This window comes from Cellulomonas shaoxiangyii (genome assembly GCF_004798685.1).
Classification (GTDB): Bacteria; Actinomycetota; Actinomycetes; order Actinomycetales; family Cellulomonadaceae; genus Cellulomonas; species Cellulomonas shaoxiangyii.
This window is the reverse complement of record NZ_CP039291.1, coordinates 1,842,900-1,864,071: the sequence shown is the minus strand read 5'-3', so window position 1 is coordinate 1,864,071 and position 21,172 is coordinate 1,842,900. Positions and strand designations below refer to the sequence as shown.

The following is a 21,172-nucleotide window of genomic DNA, read 5'->3' as shown; positions in this document are numbered from 1 at the left end:
GACGAGCCGCGGCGCGACCACCCCCGTCAGCCCTCGTCGGGCACGGGCGTGGCGTGGACCGGGTCCGGCAGCCGGCGCACCGCCGTGACGTCCACCCGGTCCATGGTCTCGACCGTCCCCCGCCCGCCGTCGGCGCGGACGGTGGCGATCGCACCGCCGGGGATCTCGAGCGCAGTGGCGATCGTGTCGGGCTCGCCGATCACCCGCCAGCGGTACGGCGTGCTGAGCGTGACGCCGTCGAGGACGACCGCACCCGCCGACCCCGTGAACGCGCTGCTCGCCGTCACGCGCTGGTCGTTGAGCTGGATCGCCTCCGCACCCGCGTTCCGCAGCTCCTCGAGGACGTGCAGCATCGTGCCGGCACGGATGCTCGGCTCGGCCTCGGTCAGGGTGATCTCCACGCCCGGCCCGGTCGCCGGCAGCCGGCCCGTGAGGATCCCCTGCGTGGCGGCGTTGCGGCGCGCCGCGTCGAGCGCGGCCTGCTGCCGGTCCGAGCCGGACAGCAGCTCGTCGCGCTCCCGCTGCAGGTCCGCGGCCTCGCGCGTCAGCTCGTCCGAGCGGGTCGTCGTCTCGTCCAGCAGACGCACGAGGTCGTCCTGCCGCAAGGCGCCGAGGTGCGTGTCCGTCGTCTGGCGCACCTGGACGACGAGAGCGAAGCCCAGGAGGGCGCAGAGGGCCGCCGTCAGGAGCTGGCCCGTGGTGGTCCGTGGCCGCATCGCGTGCGCGAGCCGGGTCCACGCCGGACGCTCGGCCGCGGGCAGGGCAGCGGTCGTGTCGGGGGGCGGCGCAGCCGTGTCGGGCGCGTCCTGCTCCACCGCGGCCGGCCCCGCGGCGACCGGGCTCACCTCGTCGGGGTCGGCCTCGTCGGGGTCGGCGTTCCCGTCCGGGCCGGCGTCGACCGGGTCGTCGGCGACTGCCCGGGGCATGTCGGGGTCGTCCTCGCGGACCGCCGCGCCGTCGCCCGGATCCGCGTCGCCGCCCGAGTCCGCGGTCCCGCCCGGGTCCGTCTCGCCGGCCGGGTCCGCGTCGCGCGGCTCGTCCGCGGTCGCCGGCGCGCCCTGCGACCCGTGCTCGGCCGGCGCGTCGAGGTCACCGAGGCCCAGCGGGTCGCGGGGGTCGACGACGGGCGCCTCCTCCGGCGCGCGGTCGGCCGCGCCGCCGTCGGCGCCACGGTCCGCAGGGCGCCCCGCGGACCGACCGTCACCGGCCGCCGCCATGCCCGGTCCCTCGGTGGTCATGCCTTGAACAGGTGGCGCCGGATGGACGCGGCGTTGGAGAAGATCCGGATGCCGAGGACGACGATGACCGCCGTCGTCATCTGCGAGCCGACGCCCAGCTGGTCGCCGAGGAACACGATCAGCGCGGCGACGACGACGTTCGACAGGAACGACGTGAGGAAGACGCGCTCGTCGAAGATGCCGTCCAGGAAGGCGCGCAGCCCGCCGAAGAGCGCGTCGAGCGCGGCCACGACGGCGATCGGCAGGTACGGCTGGAGGTTCGCGGGCACGGTCGGCTCGATGAGCAGCCCGGCGACCACGCCGAGCAGGAGTCCGATCACCGCGATCACGAGCGCTCCCCTCCGTCCGGACCCGACGACACTGCCACATCGCGCAACACGGGCCCAAGAGCGTCTGCGGCGCTCCCCCGAGCGGCCGCACCCGCCGTCGAGCGGGCGGTCGGATCGGGCACCGTGCCCGTGGCACCGGCGTCGCCCAGCACCCGCGCGGAGCGCAACGTGGCAGAGCCCGCGGCGGGCAGCTCGAGATCCTTCTCCGGGGTGACCTCCACGCCGATGCGGAACTGCTGGCGCAAGCTGGCCAGCCGCTGCCCGGCGACCCCGCGGGCGAGCCCGGTCTGCAGACCGGCGGCGTCACCGATCGCCTCCACGGTGTACGGGCTGCCGAGCGGCCGCAGGTCGACGAGGACGGCGGCACCGGCACTGCGGATGGCCGTCGTCGAGGTCAGGCGCGCGCCGTTGATGGCGATGGCCTCGGCGCCGGCCGCCCACAGGCCGTTGGCCAGCAGCTGGAGGTCGACGTCCTGCACACGGTTGTCGGGGTTCTCCTGCTCGCCCGGCCCCGGCACCCAGTCCGTCAGGACGATCTGCAGGCCGGGCCCGACGACCGGCACGCGGCCGCCGGGAACCGCGTCCTGCTGCAGCTGTGCGAGCAGGGCGGGGTCCTCGCTCGAGGCCGCGGCGGTCTGCAGCCCGGTGACCTCGGCCGCCAGGAGCGCGTTCGCGTCGCGCAGCAACTCGGCGCGGTCGATCCGCTCACGGATCTCGGTCTCCAGGAGGGCGCGCGCCTCGAGGACCGCAGGCGGCGGACGACGCAGCGCCGTGGCGGCGGACGTCGCGAACGCGCCGAGCGCGACGGCGAGGACGAGCAGCGCGGCACCGCCGCGGACGGTCCGGCGCGGGGCCGTCCCCGCCCGTCGGCGGTCCGCCACCTCCTGGTACCCGGGGTCGAGGGGGCGGCGGTACGTCTCGTTGATGAGCGTCATCGACGCGTCGGCGGCGCGCCGCGGCCCCGGCTCCGAGTGCCGCCGGTTCATGACGCCGTCGCCCGGTCACGCAGGCGCTCGCGACGCTCCCGCCGCAGGACCGTCCACGCCTGGGCCAGGTAGAGCACGCCCGCGAACCAGTAGAGCGCCACGCCCCACAGCGCACACGCCCAGCCGAGCACGCCGGCGGCCTGACCGACCGTGGACGGCCACTGCGAGAGGAACAGGAGCGGGAAGGCGTAGAGCAGCACGAACGTGCCCGCCTTGCCTGCCAGGTGCACGCGCAGAGGCGGGTACCCGGCGCGCGCCAGCACGAGCAGCATGACGGCGAGCACCACGTCACGGGCGACGAGGACGACGACCAGCCACACGGGGACGGTGCCCCGCCACGCGAGCCCGAGCAGCGTGACGAGGATGAAGAGCCGGTCGGCCGCGGGGTCGAGCATCTGCCCGAGGCGCGTCACCTGCTGCATGCGGCGCGCGAGGACGCCGTCCAGCCAGTCGCTGGCGCCCGACACGGCGAGCACCAGGAGCGCCCACGCGTCCGCGCCGTTCGCGACGAGGACGGCGAACACGGGGACGAGGAGCAGCCGCGCGAGGCTGATGACGTTGGGGACGGTGAGGACGCGCGTGCTGACCGTCGACTCCTCCGTCACGCCCTCCCCCGTCGTCGTCTGTCCCGTGATCCTATGCGACCCGCACCGACGCCCTCCCGCGACGCTCCGCGACGCCGGCCGGGCACCCGTGCGCCCGTCGCGCACCGCCGAGGGCGGTGGCACGCTCGGACGATGAGCCACACCGCGGACCCGGACGTCGTCGACCGACTCCTGCGCACGCCCGCGACGTGGGCGGTGGTCGGCCTCTCCACCAACACCGCGCGTGCCGCGTACGGGGTGGCGGCGTACCTGCAGCGGCTGGGCCACACCGTCGTGCCGGTCCACCCGAGCGCCCCGACGGTGCACGGCGTGCCGGGCGTCCGCCGGCTGGCCGACCTCCCCGCGCCGCCCGACGTCGTCGACATCTTCGTCAACAGCCGCATCGCGGGCGGGGTCGTCGACGAGGCCGTGGCCGCCGGCGCCGGAGCCGTGTGGCTGCAGCTGGGGGTCGTCGACGAGGCCGCGGCGGCCCGGGCGCGCACCGCGGGGCTCGACGTCGTGATGGACCGCTGCCCCGCCATCGAGGGCAGGCTCCGCGGCCTCGGCTGAGCGTGTGCGGGACGTCACCGACCCCCGTCCGCCCGCCGCGGGCGCCGCACCGGTAGTGTGGTCCCCGACAACAGGAGTCGTGTCGCGTCCCCGCGCGGGACGGCGAGCCCCCGGGCCGCCGTGTGCCGCCGATGCGTGTCGGACCGCCCGTGCGGCGGTCCAGGTGTGGGTTTACGGGGTGAGCGACGTCGAAGGACGCCTTCGGGCGGCCCCGTCTCCACCCCTCCGACCGAACGGTCCCCCTTGAGCACCATGCTGTCCGCACCCCTGCCCGCCGACGCCACGATGCCGACGGACGGTGTCCAGTCCTTCGCCGACCTCGGCCTGTCCGACGAGCTCCTCGCCGCCTGCACGGGGCTCGGCTTCACCGCGCCGACCCCCGTGCAGGCGCGCACCATCCCCGCCCTCCTCGAGGGACGCGACGTCGTCGGCGTCGCCCAGACCGGCACCGGCAAGACCGCCGCGTTCGGCCTGCCGCTGCTCCAGAACGTCGACCCGGAGCTGCGCGCCGTGCAGGCCGTCGTCCTGACGCCGACGCGCGAGCTCGCGATGCAGGTCGCGGACGCCATCACGTCGTTCGCTCAGCACCGCGCCGGCCTGCAGGTCGTCGCCGTCTACGGCGGGTCCCCCTACCTGCCGCAGCAGCGTGCGCTCGCACGCGGCGCCCAGGTCGTCGTGGGCACGCCCGGCCGCGTGATCGACCACCTCGACCGTGGGACCCTCAAGCTGCAGGACGTCCGCTTCCTCGTGCTCGACGAGGCCGACGAGATGCTGCGCATGGGCTTCGCCGAGGACGTCGACCGCGTGCTCTCGCAGACGCCCGCCCCGCGGCAGATCGCCCTGTTCTCCGCGACGATGCCCCCGCAGATCCGGCGGGTCGCCGAGAAGCACCTGGTGAAGCCCGTCGAGGTGGCGGTCGCACGCCAGGCCTCGACGGTCGCGGCCGTGTCGCAGTCGTACGCCGTCGTCCCGCACCGGCACAAGGCCGGCGCGCTCGCCCGCGTCCTCGCGGTGAGCGACGCCGACGCGGCGATCGTGTTCGTCCGCACCCGCGAGGCGGCCGAGGAGGTCGGCAACGTGCTCGTGCAGCGGCAGATCGCGGCCGCCCACATCTCCGGTGACGTCGCGCAGTCCGATCGCGAGCGGATCGTCGAGCGCCTGCGCTCGGGCGCGATCGACGTACTCGTGGCGACGGACGTCGCGGCGCGCGGTCTCGACGTCGAGCGGATCGGGCTCGTCGTGAACATGGACGTGCCGCGCGAGGCGGAGACCTACGTGCACCGCATCGGCCGCACGGGCCGCGCCGGTCGCACGGGCACGGCCCTGACGTTCGTCACGCCCACCGAGCGCGGCAAGCTGCGTCAGATCGAGCGCATGACGCGCTCCCCCCTGGTCGAGACGACGATCCCCACCCCGGCGCAGGTGTCGGCGCACCGCGTCGCCCAGCTGCTGGCCCGCACGCCCGCACGCATCGACGGGGGCCGCCTGGAGCTCTACCGCGACGCGGTACGCACGCACCTGGACGAGAACCCCGACGTCGACGTGGCGGAGCTGCTCGCCGCGGTCGCGGCACTGGCGGTCGGCGACGACGGCCCGACCGCCCGTGGCGCCGACGGCGAGGACCTCGACGACGCGATGCGCCGCGCCCGTGAGACGCCGGACGACAGCCGTTCCGGCGGTGCGGGACACGCGTCCGCCGGTCGTCGCAGGACGAACAACGGCGGCCCGAGCGGACGCCCGCGCTACCGCGTGGCGGTCGGGCACCGGGACGGCGTGCAGGCCGGCCAGCTGGTCGGCGCGCTCACCGGCGAGGGGGGCCTGCAGGGCTCCGACGTCGGCCGGATCGACATCTTCCACACCTTCGCGCTGGTCGACATCCCCGAGGGGCTCTCCCCCGAGGCGGTCGACAAGCTCGGCCGCGCCCGCGTGGCGGGACGTCCCCTGCGCATCCGGGTCGACACCGGTCCGGTGAACCACCCGAGCCGCGGCGAGCGGGTGCACCGCACCCACTCCTGACGCGTGCCGACGGCCCGGTGACCTGCGCGGTCGCCGGGCCGTCGTGCGTCCCCGCGCGTCAGCGCAGGACGGTGCCGCGCAGCGGGTCGGGCCGCGTCTGCTCGCGCAGGAGCACGATGTCCGCCTCCCGCAGCACGTCGGCCGCGTCCCGCATCCCCCGCACGCTGCCCAGCACGCCGATCGCGATCCGCGGTCCGATGTCCCGGCGCAGCCGCTCGAGGAGCTCGGACAGGCGGTCGGGCATGCCCCCCGCCCCGACGTCGTCGACAAGCACGGCGAAGTCGTCCTCGCCGATGCGCGCCGTCGTGTCGCCCTCGCGCAACGGGCGCCGGAGCTGGCGCACGACCTCGCGGTGCACGTCGGGTGCGACGTCCGACGACTCGCGCACGGGGGTGTGGGCCTGCTCGACGACCCGCACGAGCGCGATCGCGCAGTCGTACGCGGGCGACCGCCGGGTGCGCAGCAGCGCGGCGCCGACCCGGTCGAGGAAGAGCAGCCGGTTGACCAGCCCCGTCTCCGGGTCGTGCAGGGCGTCCCGCTGCAGGGCGATCTCCGCCTCCTTGCGCTCCGTCACGTCGACGAGCGTGCCGACGAGCCGCGCGGGGCAGCCGGCGTCGTCCAGCACCGTGACCGCGCGGCACATCATCCAGCGGTAGTCCCCGGAGCACGTGCGGACGCGGTGCTCGAGCTCGAGCGGGGTGCCGCAGCCGGCGAGCTGCGCGGCGATGGCGGCGGACAGCTCGTCGCGGTCGCCCGGGTGCACCCGCTCGAGCCACTCGGCCGGCTGGTCGCCGATGACCTCGTCGGCGTAGCCGAGCGTCTGCTTCCATCGCGGCGAGTAGTAGACGGTGCCCGCGGACACGTCCCAGTCCCACGTGCCGTCGTGCGCGGCCATCGACGCGAGCGCGTACCGCTCCTCGCTCTCGCGCACCGTGTCGGCGAGGGCGCGCTCGCGCGCGGCCGCCTGCTCGAGGGCCTTGCGCTGCTCCCGGAGGGAGGCGAGGAGGCGTTCCTGGTCCAGGGCGACGGCGAGCAGGGCGGCCCAGTGGTTGAACCGGTCGCGCGGCTGCGTCGCGCGGGTCTCGACGACGCCGTCGATGGCGAGCAGGCCCCAGTCGCTGCCGCCGAACGTGACCGGCACCACGAAGGTCAGCTCGTTCGAGCCGACCGTGCCGGCCCGCGTGAGCGCCGGCGGCGGGAACTGGCTCGCGGTGGTGCGCACGCCGACCAGGCGGGACAGCGTGCCCGTCGTGTCGTGCACGCCGACGATCTCCATCTCGCGGTCGCCGGGGCCGCGGTCCGTGCCGACCCACAGCCCGAGGCACGCGTGGCCGCGCACGCCCCGGGGCAGCCAGCCGAGCGCACGAGGGCTGGCGCTGTCCCCGCGCAGGAGGTCCATGTCGACCTCGTACTGGTCGACGATCGTGCGCTCGAGCTGCCCGCTCCGGGCGAGCATCGCGCGCGTGCACCCCTTCGTCACCGCGAGCAGGACGTCGGTGACGGCGCGCCGGACCGCGGGGGCGTTCTGCCGGCGGGCCTCGGAGAGCGCTTCCACCTGTCGGCACTCGACCGCGCGCAGGACCGTGACCGACTGCTCGAGCGCCTCCGGGTGGGGCTGCAGCGCGGCCGTCAGGTCCGCCAGGCGTCCGAGTGCGGCCGCCGCCGGTCCCACGCCGCGCTCTGCGGCCGCCTCGACCGGCTCGACGACGGAGCGCCACCAGGCCTCGCGCGCGTCGGGTCCCGGCCGGCGGGCCGAGGCCGTGCCGGCCGGGCCGCCGAACGCGGAGTCGGCCAGCCGCCGCACGAGGTCCGAACCCGCGAGGTCGTCGTCGCCGCCGGCGGGCGACGTGATCTCGGTGCAGCCGCACGACTCGCGGACGACGAGCGTCGAGGCGACACGGTGCTCGCCCGGCGCGACGTCCTCGCCGCGCATCCGCGCCAGGAGCAGGTGGACGGCCTGCTCCCCCACGCGCCCGAAGTGCGCGTCCACGGTCGACAGCCGGGGGCTCACCCGCGCGCCGGAGTCCGCGTGGTCGAACGCCACGACGGCCTGGTCGCGGGGCAGCACGAGCCCGTGGGAGCGCAGGGCGCGCTGGAAGCCGACGGCGTTGCGGTCGGTCGCCGCGATGACCGCCGTGGTGGGCGTGCCCGCCGCGAGCAGACGCGCCGCCGCGTCGACGCCGCCCTGCTCCTGGTTGTCGGACGCCTCGTACCACCACGAGTCGTCGGACTCGATCCCGTTCTCGGCGAGGGTCGTGCGGTAGGCGGCGAAGCGCTCGCGCATGTCCCGCTGCGCGAGGTTGCCGAGGAAGCCGATCGCGGTGTGGCCGTGCCAGATCAGGTGCTCGACCGCCTCGCGGACCCCGCCGGCGTTGTCGGGGACGACGACGGGGTCGTCCGGGTGGACGGGGTCCTCGCTGACCAGCACGACCGGGACGCCCCACTCGCGCACCGCCGCGAGCCGCTCCTGGCTCAGCGACTTGCCCACGACCACGAGGCCGTCGACGCTGCCCAGCGCCACCGGCGTGTCGAGCACCGACTCCTCCGGGTACCGCTCGCGGTCCAGCCCGGCGGGGTACGTCTGCACCGCCACGACCCGGTGGCCGGCGCCCCGGGCCGCCCGGGCGACGCCGGCGATCAGGGCCCCGAAGTAGAAGCCGCCGACGACCGGGGACAAGACACCGATCGTCCGACGCACCGTGGCGGGGACCCCGCGCCGAGCAGTGACCATGAGCAACCTCGCCTACGCCGTCGGAGCCGAGTTGATGCGACCGACCCACATCGGGCGCAACACTAGGCGATCGTGGTCACTCCTGCACATGACAGCGGCAAAGACGCCGCATCTCCGACGGCTTCTCCGGCGGTGGCGCCAGCGGCGCCACCGGCCGGTCCGGCGACGGGTGCGCACCCCGTCGTCCCAGGTCCCGCGGCACGACGCCCGACGATCACGGACGTCGCGCGCGCAGCGGGCGTGTCGATCGCCGTGGTGTCCTACGCGCTCAACGGGCGCCCCGGCGTCAGCGCGGCGACGCGTGAACGCGTGCTGCGCGTCGCCGACGAGTTCGGCTGGCGCCCGAGCGCCGCGGCGCGCTCCATGCGCAGCGGTCCCCGTGCCGTCGGCCTCGTGCTCGACCGCACCCTGACGGGCCCGGTCGGGTACGGCGCGGACGTCCTCGAGCTCGTGGTCGCGCTGCAGGACGTCCTGCGGACGCGCGGGCTGGCCCTCGTGCTGCAGGTCGTCGACGACCTCGCGGCGGCGGTGGCGCTCTACGGCGAGTGGTGGGCCGAGCGGCGGTTCGACGTCATGGTGGTGACCGACGTCCGGACGGAGGACCCGCGGCTGGACGCGCTGCGCCGGCTGCGGATCCCGTCGGTCGTCGTCGTGGGCGGCGAGCCGACGGGCGAGATGGCGACCGTGGCGGTGGAGGACGCCGAGGCGACGGAGCGCGTGGGCCGGTACCTCATCGAGCTCGGCCACCGGCAGGTCGCGGTCGTGACGGGCCCGGACGCGCTGCACCGCACCCGCACCCGGGTCGCCGGGCTGGAGCAGGCCGTCGCCACCGGCGGCGGGGTCCTGGTGCACGAGGCGACGGCGGGGACGCCCGAGGGCGCGGCCGCCGCGTGCCGGCGGCTCCTCACGGGCCGGCGGCCGCCGACCGCGCTCGTCTTCGACACCGACCACATGGCCGTGGCCGCCCTCGACGTCACCCGGCGCACGGGCCTGGCCGTCCCGTGGGACGTGTCGGTCGTGTCGCTCACGGACTCGCCGCTGTGCCGGCTCGCCACACCCTCCATCACGGCGCTGCCCACGGTGCAGGTCGAGCTGGGGACGGCCGTCGGGCACGCCGTGCTGCAGGTCCTCGACGGCCGCGCGGGGCTGGGGCGCCACATCGCGGTCGGCGGCCTGGCGGTGCGCGGCAGTACCGGCCCACGATCGCGCTGACCTGCAGGAACGCGTCACCGGCATCGTGCGGCGATGGTAACGATCTGGTAACGCGACGAAGCCTAAACGGTTCGCGAGGATCCCCGGTGCCCTTGCCGCGTGATGGATTCCAGGCCAGTCGTCGTGGACTCCCCTGCGGCGGCCCGCACCGTGCCGCCGAGGGCGGGGTGCGCCAGAACGACACCCGGAGGACACACGTGTCCACACACGGCAAGAGGACGGTCGGACGGCGCCTACGCGCCGCCGCGACCGCAGCGACGGCAATGGCGCTCGTCGCGGTGCCGCTGACGCTGGCGAGCACGGCGGCCAGTGCGGCCGAGCCGCACGTCGACAACCCCTACGCAGGCGCCCGGCAGTACGTGAACCCCACCTGGGCCGCGACGGTTGAGAGCGCTGCCACGCGCGCCGGCGACGCCACCCTGGCAGCTCAGATGCGCACCGTGGCGAAGCAGCCCACGGCCGTCTGGATGGACCGCATCAGCGCGATCGCCGGCAACGCCGACGGCAACGGCCTGAAGTTCCACCTGGACGAGGCGGTCAAGCAGCGGGCCGGCGGCACGCCGCTCGTCTTCAACCTCGTCATCTACAACCTGCCCGGGCGCGACTGCTACGCGCTCGCGTCCAACGGCGAGCTGCCGGCCACCGACGCCGGCCTCGCGCGCTACAAGACCGAGTACATCGACCCGATCGTCGACCTGCTGTCCGACCCGAAGTACCAGGACATCCGCATCTCGGCCACGATCGAGCCCGACTCGCTGCCGAACCTCATCACGAACATCTCCGAGCCCACGTGCCAGCAGTCGGCGCCGTACTACCGCGAGGGCGTCAAGTACGCGCTCGACGAGCTGAAGACGCTGGACAACGTCTACACGTACATCGACGCGGCGCACTCCGGCTGGCTCGGCTGGGACTCGAACGCGGGCCCCGCGGCCAAGCTCTTCGCCGAGGTGGCACGGACGACGAAGAAGGGCTTCGCCTCGATCGACGGCTTCATCACGAACACGGCGAACTCGACCCCGCTGGCCGAGCCGTTCCTCACCGACCCGAACAAGCAGGTCGGCAGCGGCCAGGTCCGGTCGGCGTCGTTCTACGAGTGGAACCCCGACTTCGGTGAGCTCGCGTGGACGGCGCACCTGCACCGCCTGCTCGTCGCCGAGGGCTTCCCGGCCAGCACGGGCATGCTCATCGACACCTCGCGCAACGGCTGGGGCGGCCCGGACCGTCCGACGGCCGCGTCGACGAGCACGGACCTGAACACGTACGTGAACGAGTCCCGGATCGACCGTCGCGTGCACCGCGGCGCGTGGTGCAACCCGCTCGGCGCCGGCATCGGGGAGCTCCCGCGGGCGACGCCGTCCACCGCACCGGCGGAGTCGCACATCGACGCGTACGTCTGGATCAAGCCGCCGGGCGAGTCCGACGGCGCCTCCAAGGAGATCGCGAACGACCAGGGCAAGAGCTTCGACCGCATGTGCGACCCGACCTTCGTGTCGCCCAAGCTGGCCAACCAGCTGACGGGCGCCACGCCGGACGCGCCGCTCGCCGGCCAGTGGTTCGAGAACCAGTTCCGGACCCTCGTCCGGAACGCGTTCCCGATCATCCCGACGGACGGCTCGACGCCCCGGCCCACGCCGACGGCCACCCCGACGCCGACCGTGACGCCGACCCGCACCCCGACGCCGACGCCGACCGTGACGCCCACGCGCACGCCGACGCCCACGCCGACCGCGACGCCGACGCGCACGTCGACGCCGACGCCCACGCCGACCTCCGGAACGGGCGCGTGCTCGGTGCGGTACTCGGCCAACGGCTGGAACAGCGGCTTCACCGCCTCCGTGCGCCTGACCAACACCGGCACCACGGCGCTGAGCAGCTGGAACCTGCGCTTCACCCTCGGCTCCGGCCAGTCGGTGCAGCAGGGCTGGTCCGCCCAGTGGTCGCAGTCCGGCCAGACCGTGACGGCCACCAACGCGGCCTGGAACGGCACGCTGGCCGCGGGCGCCTCGGTGGAGATCGGCTTCAACGGGTCGCACACCAACGGCTCGGCGGCACTGCCCGCCCCGACCGGCTTCACGCTCAACGGCGCGACCTGCACCGTGAGCTGATGAGCGACCTGGCCGTCGGACCGACGGTCTGACGGCCGCGCGGGCCCTCCCGGGGAACACCCCCGGGAGGGCCCGTGGCACGTCCGCGGCCGCGTCCCGTGCGACCGCCCCGCCCGTTCGACCGCCCCGCCCGTTCGACCGTGCCGGCAACCGCCGCAGCGCCCGCTCGCCACCTCCCCCAGGAGCAGCCGTGCCCACCACCCCGAAGCGGTCCCTGCGCGTCGCCCTCGTCGGCGCCCTCGCCGCCGGCGCCCTCACCGTCCCGCTCGCCGCCGCACCGGCGCACGCGGCGGAGACGCCCGACTGGCTGCACGTCCGCGGCAACCAGATCGTCGACTCCGCCGGCCGCGAGGTGTGGCTCACGGGAGTCAACTGGTTCGGCTTCAACGCCAGCGAACGCGTCTTCCACGGCCTGTGGTCCGCGAACATGCGCACGCTCACCAAGGCGGTCGCCGACCGGGGCCTCAACGTCGTCCGTGTGCCGATCTCCACCCAGCTGCTGCTGGAGTGGCAGGCCGGGCAGCACACGGCGCCGAACGTGAACACGTTCGTCAACCCCGAGCTCGAGGGCATGAACAGCCTGCAGATCTTCGAGGCGTGGCTCGACATGTGCGACGACTACGGCCTCAAGGTCGTGCTCGACGTGCACAGCGCCGAGGCCGACAACTCCGGGCACGTGCACCCGGTGTGGTGGAAGGGCGACGTCACGACGCAGGACGCCTACGACGCGTGGGAGTGGGTGGCGGCGCGGTGGGCGGACGACGACACGATCGTCGGCGCCGACCTCAAGAACGAGCCGCACGGGACGCAGGGCTCGACGCTGCGCGCCAAGTGGGACGACTCGACCGACCCGGACAACTTCAAGCACTTCGCCGAGGAGGCGGCCCGGCGCGTGCTCGCGCAGAACCCGAACTGGCTGATCCTCGTCGAGGGCGTCGAGGTCTACCCCAAGGACGGCGTCCCGTGGACGTCGACGGGCCTGACGGACTACCACGGCACCTGGTGGGGCGGGAACCTGCGCGGGGTGCGGGAGCACCCCATCGACCTCGGCGCGCACCAGGACCAGCTCGTCTACTCGCCGCACGACTACGGGCCCCTCGTGCACGAGCAGAAGTGGTTCGCCGGCGACTTCGACCGCGCGAGCCTCGAGCGCGACGTGTGGGACCCGAACTGGCTCTACCTGCACAAGGAGGGCATCGCTCCCCTGCTCATCGGCGAGTGGGGCGGGTTCATGGACGGCGGGCGCAACGAGCGGTGGATGGTCGCCCTGCGCGACCTCATCGCCGACCGTCGGCTGAGCCACACCTTCTGGGTGCTCAACCCCAACTCCGGGGACACCGGCGGCCTGGTCGGCTACGACTGGGCGACGTGGGACGAGGAGAAGTACGCGCTGCTCGAGCCCGCGCTGTGGAAGGACGGCGGCCGGTTCGTCTCGCTGGACCACGACGTGCCCCTCGGCGGCGCCGGGAGCACGACCGGCAAGAGCCTGTCGCAGGTCGGGACGCGCCCGACGCAGACGCCGACGGTGATGCCGACTCCTTCCGTGACGCCCACGGTGACGCCGACCGCCACCCCGACCGCCACGCCCACCGTGACCCCGACCAGCACCCCCACCGCCACCCCCAGCGTGACCCCGACCGCCACCCCCACCGCGACGCCGGGCCGGTGCAGCGTGCGGTGGACCGCCGGCTCGTGGAGCGCCGGACTGACGGCCACGGTGCGCCTGACGAACACCGGCACGGCACCGCTGTCCGGCTGGACGCTCGCGTTCGACCTCCCCGCGGGGACGACGCTGCAGCAGGGCTGGAGCGGGACGTGGTCGCAGTCCGGAACGCGCGTGACCGTCGCCAACGCGGCGTGGAACGGCACGCTCGCCGCGGGCGCGTCGGTCGAGGTGGGCCTCAACGCGACCCACGGCGGCACGACGGCGGCGCCGACCGCGTTCACCCTCAACGGCGCGGCCTGCACGGTGGGCTGAGCCGCCCGCACGCCCGCCCGCACGTCCCCCGCGGTGCGCTCGTCCCCGAGCGCACCGCGGCGGGCACGAACCGGGGCGGGCGTCCGCGGGGCGTCAGGCGTCCGGGCGGCCGCTCAGCGCGTCACGGAGAGCGGCCAGGAGGTCGTCCACGTCCTGCGGCTGGGTGTCGAAGGCGCACATGAGCCGCACGGTGCCGTCCGACGGGTCCCAGTCGTAGAACCGCCACCGCCGGCGCAGCGCCGCCGCCACGTCGGCCGGCAGGCGCACGAACACGGCGTTCGCCTCGGTGGGCAGCGTGACGTCGAGCACGCCGAGCGCGTCGATGCCGGCGCGCAGGCGGTCGGCCATGGCGTTCGCGTGCGTCGCGGAGCGCAGCCACAGGTCGCCCTCGTACAGCGCGACCAGCTGGGCGGAGACGAACCGCATCTTCGACGCGAGCTGCATCCCCGACTTGCGCAGGTAGCCCACCCCGTCCACCGCCGCCGGGTCCAGCACGACGACGGCCTCGCCGAACAGCAGGCCGTTCTTGGTGCCCCCGAGCGACACGACGTCCACGCCGCAGTCGGTGGTGAACGCCCGCAGGGGCAGCCCCAGCCGCGCGGCGGCGTTGGCCAGGCGGGCGCCGTCGACGTGGACCCGCATGCCCAGCGCGTGCGCCTGGTCGGCGAGTGCCCGGACCTCCTCCGGCCGGTACACGGTGCCCAGCTCGGTCGACTGCGTGAGCGACACCACACCCGGCTGCGCCCGGTGCACGTCGCCGAACCCGTGCGCCTGGCGCGCGACCAGCTCGGGCGTCAGGCGCCCGTCCGGCGTCGGCACGGTGAGCAGCTTCAGGCCCCCGACGCGCTCGGGCGCGCCGTTCTCGTCGGTGTTCACGTGGGCGCTCGCCGAGCACACGACGGCGCCCCACCGCGGCAGCATGGCCTGCAGCGCCACGACGTTGGCCCCCGTGCCGTTGAAGACCGGGTACGCGGTGGCCGCCTCGCCGAAGTGCGCTCGGACCACGTCCTGCAGGCCCGCGGTGTGCGGGTCGTCGCCGTACGCGGGTGCGTGCCCGACGTTCGCTGCGGCGATCGCGTCGATGATCTCGGGGTGCGCCCCCGCGTAGTTGTCGGACGCGAAGTGGCGGGTGTCGTGCGCGGTGGTCACCCGCCGATTCTCGCGCACGACGTGGTGCGCCTCGTCCGCCGGCGCAGTGCCGGACGTCCGTCCGGGACGCGCCGGCGGAAACGCGGACAAGTCGTGCACCGCACCGGCGCGGGGGGCATGATCCGTGCAGCCCCGGACACGAGGAGGTGGGGACGACATGCCGACTCCCACGCACGACGCCGGCGTCACGGAGAGGACGCCGGTGCGCGACGACGCGCCCGCCGACCCGCGCGACGACGCGCCCGCCGACCCGCGCGACGACGCGCCCGCCGACCCGCGCGACGACGCGCCCGACACGGACCGCGACGAGACCTACATCGAGCGGATGGACCGCAACTGGAACGAGCTGCTCCAAGAGCTGCGCGTCACGCAGACGGGCGCGCAGATCCTCACGGGGTTCCTGCTCACGGTGCCGTTCCAGTCCCGGTTCGGGGACCTCGACGACCACCAGCGCACGACCTACCTGGTGCTGGTCGTGATGGCCGTCGTCGCGACGATCCTGTTCATCGCACCGGTGAGCCTCCACCGACTGCTCTTCCGCCGCCGGCTCAAGCCGCAGCTGGTCGACGCCGGCCACTGGTTCGCGCGCGCGGGGCTGGTGGCGCTCGCGCTGACGCTCGCCGGCGCGACGATGCTGCTGTTCGACCTCGTGCTCTCGCGGACGGCCGGGTACGTCGTCGGGGGCGGCCTGCTCCTGGTGGTCGCCGGGGCGTGGCTCGTGCTGCCGCACGTCATCGCGCGCCGGGCCACGGCCGACGAGGACGCCGGCCCGGACTGATCCAGGTGCGCGACGGCCCCCGACCCGTCTGGGTCGGGGGCCGTCGTGGCTCAGCCCTGGACGGCGCGCTTGAGGGCGCTGCCGGCCGTGAGCTTCACGCGGTGGCCCGCGGGGATGTCGAGCTTCTCGCCCGTCTGCGGGTTCACGCCGGTACGCGCGGCGCGCTCGGCGCGCGCGACCGAGAGGAAGCCGGAGATCGTCACGTCCTCGCCGGCGGCGAGCTTCTCGACGAGCACCTCCTGGAAGGCCTTGAGGGCCTTGTCGGCCTCGGCGTTGCTCAGGCCCGCCTTCTCGGCGACGGCCTGGACGAGCTCGGTGCGGTTGACGCTCACGTAGGGTGCTCCTTGGGGGTTCGGATCGCTGCCCGGACCGGACGACGGACCGGGCGTGCGCTGCGGGCGTCGCCCGTACGCACGGCCCTCGACACTAGCCGCGCTACGGCGCCGCGACCGCACGCGGCGCGCGGGCGGCGCGTCGCGCGGCTACCGGCGGGGGCGCTCAAGCACGTGCCGGGGCCCGGTGACCGCGGGCGCGCACGTCGTCCGCGGTGCGCGTCGTGACGACCCGGTCGGGCCCGATGCCGTGCGCCGCGGCGCGCTCGCAGCCGGCCCGCAACCAGGCCAGCTGCCCGGGTGCGTGCGCGTCGGAGTCGATCGTGAACTCGCAGCCGGCCGCGACGGCCACGTCCAGGAGCGCGTGCGGCGGGTCGAGCCGATCGGGCCGGGAGTTGATCTCCACGGCGACCCCGTGCTCCGCGCACGCCGCGAAGACGGCCTCGGCGTCGAACTCGCTGGGCGGGCGCTGACGCCCCGTGAGGCGGCGACCCGTGCAGTGCCCGAGCACGTCCGTGCGCGGGTTGCGGACGGCGGCGAGCATCCGGGCCGTCATCGACGCGCGGTCCATCCGCAGCTTCGAGTGCACGGACGCGACGACCACGTCGAGCTCGTCGAGCAGCGCGGGGTCCTGGTCGAGGCCGCCGTCGTCGAGGACGTCGACCTCGATGCCGGTGAGGACGTCGAACGGCGCGACGGCCCGGCGCAGCGCCTCGACCTGGCCGAGCTGCGCACGCAGGCGCGCTGCGGAGAGCCCGTTGGCGACCGTGAGGCGCGGCGAGTGGTCGGTGATCGCGAGATAGTCGTGCCCCAGCTCGAGCGCCGCGAGCACCATCTCCTGCATCGGTGTCGCGCCGTCGCTCGCGTCGGTGTGCGCGTGCAGGTCGCCGCGCAGGGCCGCCAGCAGCACGCCAGCGGCGTCGTCCGGTGTACCCGCAGCGGCGGCGGCCGCCTCCTGCTCGAGCCCGTCGAGGACGGCGACGGGGCGGCCGGCGAGCGCCCGCGCGACGACGTCCGCCGTCTTCGCGCCGACCGCCGGCAGCTCGGTGAGCGCGCCGGCGGCCGCGAGCGCGTGCAGCCGGTCGGGCTCCTGGCGCTCGACGGCGCGGGCCGCGGCCCGGTACGCCGCGGGCCGGTAGCTGCTCGCCTGCGCGCGCTCCAGGAGGAACGCGATGCGCCGCAGCGTGGCGACGGCGCGGTCGCGGTCGTCCGCAGCGGTCACGACGCCTTCTTGCGGGTCCGCTTCGCCGGGGCCTTCGCGCCGTCACCGTCACCGTCGCCGGACGCGACCGCCTTGGCGCGCGAGCGCCGCTTCGGTGCGGGTGCGTCGTCGTCCGACGCGGACGCGGCCGTCCCGCCGCGCGCCGCGCGCCCGCTGCTCGTCGCCGCGGCGGGCGTCTCGTCGGGCGCCCCGCCCCGCGCGGTGCGCGCCTTCTCGACGCTGCGCTGCAGCGCGGCCAGCAGGTCGACGACCTCGCCGGCCGCCTCCTCGGGCTCCTCCTCGGCCGCCGAGGGCGCCCGGGTGTCCCCCGACGACACCTTCTGCTCGATGAGCTCCTCGAGCGCCGTCACGTAGGCGTCCGTGTACTGCGACGGGTCGAAGTCCGCGGCGAGGGACTCGACGAGCGAGCTCGCCATCGTCAGCTCCTGGGGGCGCACGGAGACCTCGGCGTCGAGCACCGGGAAGTCCGCCTCGCGCACCTCGTCGGGCCACAGCAGCGTCTGCAGGACGATGACCTTGTCCCGCACGCGCAGCACGGCCATGCTCTCGCGCTGGCGCAGCGCCACCTTGACGACCGCCATGCGGTCCGTCTGCTCGAGCGCCCCGCGCAGCAGCGCGTACGGCTTCGCCGCCGTCTTGTCGGGCTCGAGGTAGTACGTCTTCTGCAGCAGGATGGGGTCGACCTGCTCCGCCGGCACGAACTCGAGCACCTCGATCTCGCGCTCGGTGGTCAGCGGCAGCCGGTCGAAGTCCTCGTCGGTGAGGACGACCAGCTCGCCGGAGTCCGTCTCGTAGCCCTTGGCGATCTCGCCCCACTCCACGGGCTCGCCGTCGACGCTGCACACCTTCTTGTAGCGGATGCGCCCGCCGTCCTCCCGGTGCACCTGGTGCAGGCGCACCTCGTGCTCCCCGGTCGCCGCGTACAGCTTGACCGGCACGTTGACCAGGCCGAACGCCACCGCACCCTTCCAGATCGCGCGCACGTCCGCCTCCCGTCGTCCTCGCCCGCGGACGCCGCACCAGGAGGCGACGCCCGGCGGCGCGCCGATACCCGGCCGCCGCTTCCGTCCACGGGCAGGATGGACCCGTGCACCCCGTGCCCGCCACCCCTGAGCGCAGGTCAGCGCCGTGAGCGCCGACCGACGGACCGTCGACGTCGGTGGCCGGCCGGTGCGCCTGACGCACCTCGAGAAGACCATGTACCCCGCCACCGGCACCACCAAGGCGGAGGTCATGGACTACCTCGTGCGCGTCGCGCCGGCCCTGCTGCGCCAGCTGGCCGACCGCCCCGTGACGCGCATCCGCTGGCCCGACGGGGTCGGCGGGGAGCGCTTCTTCGAGAAGAACGTGCCCCGCGGTGCGCCGGCGTGGCTGCGCCACCACCGGGTGCCCGCGTCGCCCGGCGGGGAGGAGGACGGCACGGTGCTCGACCTGCCGGTGCTGGAGGACCTCGCGGGGCTGATGTGGGCCGCGAACCAGGGCGCGCTCGAGCTGCACACGCCGCAGTGGACGGTCGGCCCGCGCGGCGGCGTGCGCGACGCGGACCGGCTCGTCGTCGACCTGGACCCCGGGCCGGGCGCGGGCCTCGACGAGTGCGTGCGCGTGGCGCACCTGGTCGCCGCGCGGCTCGCCGACGACGGTCTGGTGCGCACGGTGCCCGTGACCTCCGGCAGCAAGGGCCTCCAGCTGTACGCGCCGCTCCCCCGCCCCCGGCCCCCGCACGACGTCCGGGCGTACGCGCGCGACCTCGCGCAGGCGATCGCGCGGGACGAGCCGGGGCTCGTGGTGCACGTCATGCGCAAGGACGTGCGCCCCGACCGCGTCCTCATCGACTGGTCGCAGAACCACCCCGCGAAGACGACCATCACGCCGTGGTCGCTGCGCGGACGCGACCGTCCCACGGCGGCCGTGCCGCGCCGGTGGGAGGAGCTCGAGCCCGGTCTGACCCAGCTCACGGCCGCCGACGCCGTGACGCGGCTGGAGCGCGACGGCGACCCGTTCGAGGACTGACGCCGCAGGTCCGGGGCGCGTGGGGCGCGGACGTGCTCCTGTGGCGGGCGTCCACCGGGGCTGGCAGCGTGGACGCCCAGCGCCGGTCCGCCTGGTCCGGCAGGCGACGACATCGAAGGAGCGGTCATGGCTCGCGCCGAACTGCCGAAGTACACGGTCCCGTCCCTCACACCGCAGGACGGTGCGAAGCTCGCGGAGATCCTCCAGGGGCGCCTGCACGCGCTCAACGACCTGCAGCTCACGCTCAAGCACATCCACTGGAACGTCGTCGGCCCGCACTTCATCGCGGTGCACGAGATGATCGACCCGCAGGTCGACGCCGTGCGCGCGATGGTCGACGCGACCGCCGAGCGCATCGCCACCCTCGGCGTCGCCCCGCAGGGCACGCCCGGCGCCCTGGTGAAGGCGCGCACGTGGGACGACTACAGCATCGGACGCGCCACGACGACCGCCCACCTCGGCGCGCTCGACGAGGTCTACGTCGGTGTCATCACCGACCACCGCGCGGCGGCCGACGCGACCGAGGAGCTCGACACGGTCACGAACGACCTCCTCGTCGGGCATCTGCACGAGCTGGAGCTCTTCCACTGGTTCGTCCGTGCGCACCTCGAGTCCGCGGGCGGCGCGCTGTCGACCGCCGGCGAGAGCACGGAGCAGGGTGCCGCCGCGGCTGCCGAGGCGGCAGGCCCGGCCGACGGCTCGCGCTCGTGACCGCCGTCCCCACCCACGAGGAGCCCGTCGCCGCCGACGGGGAGGGGCTGCGTGCGGGTCGTGTCGCCCCCCGCTTCGACGGCCCCACCCGCCCGCGCGTGCACGTCGCGGCGCGCGTCGAGGACCGGCTCGACTCCGCGGTGGCGCGCGTGCTGCGCGCCCGGGGGTGGACGGTCCGCATCGTCGCCTACGCGAGCTACGGCTCGGACGGCTGGGTCCGGGTGCTCGCGCGCACCCTCCTCGCCTCGCCGCAGGTGGCCGGCGCGGACCTGCCCGGGGCGGGCGGTGCCGCGCAGACCGGTGAGGAGCGACCGGCGCCGTCGGTGCGCGGGTGGCGCTCCTTCCTCACCTCGCCCGTCGCGGGCGCCGACCTGGAGGTGCGGGTCGGGGACGCGACGCACGTCGTGACGACGGACCGCGCGGGCTACGTCGACGCGGTCGTCCCGTCCGACCTCCCCCCGGGCTGGCACGACGTGACTCTCACGTCGGCCGACGGCGCGCAGGCCGTCGCACAGGTGTGCGTCGTCGGGCCCGAGCCGACGGTCGGCATCGTCAGCGACATCGACGACACCGTGATGGTCACGCGCCTGCCGCGCCCGCTCGTCGCGGCGTGGAACACGCTGGTCCGCCACGAGAACGCGCGCGAGGCGGTCCCGGGCATGTCCCGCCTGTACCGCGAGCTGCGCGCCGGCCACGAGGACCGGCCGCTCGTGTACCTGTCGACCGGCGCCTGGAACGCGGCGCCCGCGATCGGCCGCTTCCTGCGCCGCAACGACTACCCGGCGGGCCCCCTGCTGCTCACGGACTGGGGACCGACCAACACCGGCCTGTTCCGCAGCGGGCAGCAGCACAAGGTGACCCAGCTGCGCCGCCTGTTCAGCGAGCTGCCGCAGGTCCGGTGGCTGCTCGTCGGCGACGACGGCCAGCACGACCCGGAGATCTACGCCGGCGCCGTGGAGCACCACCCCGAGCGGGTGGAGGCGGTGCTCATCCGCCAGCTGACGGCCGCGGAGCACGTGCTCTCGCACGGTATGCCGACGGCGACCGCGCAGTCGGAGGAGGCCGAGGCGGAGGCGGACCGGCCCGGCATCCCGGTGCTGCAGGGCGCCGACGGCGAGGAGCTGCTCGCCCGGGCGCGCGAGCACGGGTTCACGCCCGCGACCGCCCGCGCCTGACGCGACCCGGCCCCCGTCGACCGTCACCGGTCGGCGGGGGCCGTCG

18 protein-coding genes are annotated in these 21,172 nt (G+C 75.1%); 9 read left to right on the top strand and 9 right to left on the bottom strand.

All coding sequences use genetic code 11. From position 1 onward, the window contains the following. Positions 1 to 26: 26 nt before the first annotated feature. From E5225_RS08475 to E5225_RS08460, 4 genes are read right to left on the bottom strand one after another with little or no spacing between them, the layout of a single operon-like run. Positions 27 to 1,238, bottom strand: coding sequence for a DUF881 domain-containing protein (locus E5225_RS08475; RefSeq protein ID WP_135972760.1), 1,212 nt, complete (start codon positions 1,236 to 1,238; stop codon positions 27 to 29). Continuing rightward, positions 1,235 to 1,567: a small basic family protein gene (locus tag E5225_RS08470; protein WP_135972761.1), complete on the bottom strand. Its 333-nt coding sequence runs from the start codon at positions 1,565 to 1,567 to the stop codon at positions 1,235 to 1,237. The genes E5225_RS08475 and E5225_RS08470 overlap by 4 nt, the downstream gene beginning before the upstream one ends. Further along, positions 1,564 to 2,553: a DUF881 domain-containing protein gene (locus E5225_RS08465; RefSeq protein WP_135972762.1), complete on the bottom strand. Its 990-nt coding sequence runs from the start codon at positions 2,551 to 2,553 to the stop codon at positions 1,564 to 1,566. Before E5225_RS08465 ends, E5225_RS08470 begins: the two co-directional genes overlap by 4 nt. Beyond that, complete coding sequence (locus E5225_RS08460) at positions 2,550 to 3,158, bottom strand: CDP-alcohol phosphatidyltransferase family protein (protein WP_135972763.1); 609 nt, start codon at positions 3,156 to 3,158, stop codon at positions 2,550 to 2,552. Before E5225_RS08460 ends, E5225_RS08465 begins: the two co-directional genes overlap by 4 nt. Positions 3,159 to 3,290: 132 nt before the next feature. Between E5225_RS08460 and E5225_RS08455 the strand changes: the two genes are divergently transcribed. Next, positions 3,291 to 3,707 carry a CoA-binding protein gene (locus E5225_RS08455; RefSeq protein ID WP_135972764.1) on the top strand — a complete coding sequence of 139 codons (417 nt, stop codon included), beginning with the start codon at positions 3,291 to 3,293 and terminating at the stop codon, positions 3,705 to 3,707. 252 nt (positions 3,708 to 3,959) lie between these two features. Then, a complete protein-coding gene (locus tag E5225_RS08450) occupies positions 3,960 to 5,723 on the top strand; it encodes a DEAD/DEAH box helicase (protein ID WP_135972788.1) in 1,764 nt (587 codons plus the stop codon). Positions 5,724 to 5,781: 58 nt separating this feature from the next. Here the strand turns inward: E5225_RS08450 and E5225_RS08445 are convergent, their stop codons facing one another. Beyond that, positions 5,782 to 8,400, bottom strand: coding sequence for a substrate-binding domain-containing protein (locus tag E5225_RS08445; protein WP_243738138.1), 2,619 nt, complete (start codon positions 8,398 to 8,400; stop codon positions 5,782 to 5,784). 126 nt (positions 8,401 to 8,526) lie between these two features. Between E5225_RS08445 and E5225_RS08440 the strand changes: the two genes are divergently transcribed. The 3 genes from E5225_RS08440 (at position 8,527) to E5225_RS08430 (ending at position 13,749) form a co-directional block, all read left to right on the top strand. Then, positions 8,527 to 9,666: a LacI family DNA-binding transcriptional regulator gene (locus tag E5225_RS08440; protein ID WP_135972766.1), complete on the top strand. Its 1,140-nt coding sequence runs from the start codon at positions 8,527 to 8,529 to the stop codon at positions 9,664 to 9,666. A 197-nt stretch (positions 9,667 to 9,863) separates the two neighbouring features. Next, on the top strand, positions 9,864 to 11,771 hold the full coding sequence (locus E5225_RS08435) for a glycoside hydrolase family 6 protein (protein WP_424945123.1): 1,908 nt from the start codon (positions 9,864 to 9,866) through the stop codon (positions 11,769 to 11,771). 190 nt (positions 11,772 to 11,961) lie between these two features. Further along, positions 11,962 to 13,749 (top strand): cellulase family glycosylhydrolase, encoded by a 1,788-nt coding sequence (locus tag E5225_RS08430; protein ID WP_135972768.1) that lies wholly within the window; start codon positions 11,962 to 11,964, stop codon positions 13,747 to 13,749. A 93-nt stretch (positions 13,750 to 13,842) separates the two neighbouring features. Here the strand turns inward: E5225_RS08430 and E5225_RS08425 are convergent, their stop codons facing one another. Continuing rightward, positions 13,843 to 14,898, bottom strand: coding sequence for a threonine aldolase family protein (locus E5225_RS08425; RefSeq protein ID WP_243738140.1), 1,056 nt, complete (start codon positions 14,896 to 14,898; stop codon positions 13,843 to 13,845). Positions 14,899 to 15,055: 157 nt separating this feature from the next. Between E5225_RS08425 and E5225_RS08420 the strand changes: the two genes are divergently transcribed. Next, entirely contained in the window at positions 15,056 to 15,676 is a 621-nt protein-coding gene (locus tag E5225_RS08420) for a DUF6328 family protein (protein WP_341867950.1), read from the top strand. A 50-nt stretch (positions 15,677 to 15,726) separates the two neighbouring features. Here E5225_RS08420 and E5225_RS08415 read toward each other — a convergent pair whose 3' ends face one another. The 3 genes from E5225_RS08415 to ku form a co-directional block, all read right to left on the bottom strand. Beyond that, on the bottom strand, positions 15,727 to 16,008 hold the full coding sequence (locus E5225_RS08415; RefSeq protein ID WP_135972770.1) for an HU family DNA-binding protein: 282 nt from the start codon (positions 16,006 to 16,008) through the stop codon (positions 15,727 to 15,729). A gap of 166 nt (positions 16,009 to 16,174) precedes the next feature. Next, a complete protein-coding gene (locus E5225_RS08410) occupies positions 16,175 to 17,230 on the bottom strand; it encodes a PHP domain-containing protein (protein ID WP_135972771.1) in 1,056 nt (351 codons plus the stop codon). After that, positions 17,227 to 18,213: a non-homologous end joining protein Ku gene (ku, locus tag E5225_RS08405; protein ID WP_135972772.1), complete on the bottom strand. Its 987-nt coding sequence runs from the start codon at positions 18,211 to 18,213 to the stop codon at positions 17,227 to 17,229. The genes E5225_RS08410 and ku overlap by 4 nt, the downstream gene beginning before the upstream one ends. 145 nt (positions 18,214 to 18,358) lie before the next feature. Here ku and ligD point away from each other — a divergent pair, with 145 nt between their 5' ends. From ligD to E5225_RS08390, 3 genes are all read left to right on the top strand, one after another. Continuing rightward, entirely contained in the window at positions 18,359 to 19,240 is an 882-nt protein-coding gene (gene ligD, locus E5225_RS08400) for a non-homologous end-joining DNA ligase (RefSeq protein ID WP_135972773.1), read from the top strand. Positions 19,241 to 19,366: 126 nt separating this feature from the next. Then, entirely contained in the window at positions 19,367 to 19,951 is a 585-nt protein-coding gene (locus E5225_RS08395) for a Dps family protein (protein ID WP_135972774.1), read from the top strand. Continuing rightward, positions 19,948 to 21,126, top strand: a complete 1,179-nt coding sequence (locus tag E5225_RS08390) for an App1 family protein (RefSeq protein WP_135972775.1) — start codon at positions 19,948 to 19,950, stop codon at positions 21,124 to 21,126. Before E5225_RS08395 ends, E5225_RS08390 begins: the two co-directional genes overlap by 4 nt. Positions 21,127 to 21,172: the final 46 nt, after the last annotated feature.

Coding starts and splice junctions, on each gene's coding strand:
- E5225_RS08455 (WP_135972764.1), top strand. CDS start 3,291: ATGAGCCACACCGCGGACCCGGACGTCGTCGACCGACTCCTGCGCACG.
- E5225_RS08450 (WP_135972788.1), top strand. CDS start 3,960: ATGCTGTCCGCACCCCTGCCCGCCGACGCCACGATGCCGACGGACGGT.
- E5225_RS08475 (WP_135972760.1), bottom strand. CDS start 1,238: ATGACCACCGAGGGACCGGGCATGGCGGCGGCCGGTGACGGTCGGTCC.
- E5225_RS08465 (WP_135972762.1), bottom strand. CDS start 2,553: ATGAACCGGCGGCACTCGGAGCCGGGGCCGCGGCGCGCCGCCGACGCG.
- E5225_RS08395 (WP_135972774.1), top strand. CDS start 19,367: ATGGCTCGCGCCGAACTGCCGAAGTACACGGTCCCGTCCCTCACACCG.
- E5225_RS08420 (WP_341867950.1), top strand. CDS start 15,056: ATGCCGACTCCCACGCACGACGCCGGCGTCACGGAGAGGACGCCGGTG.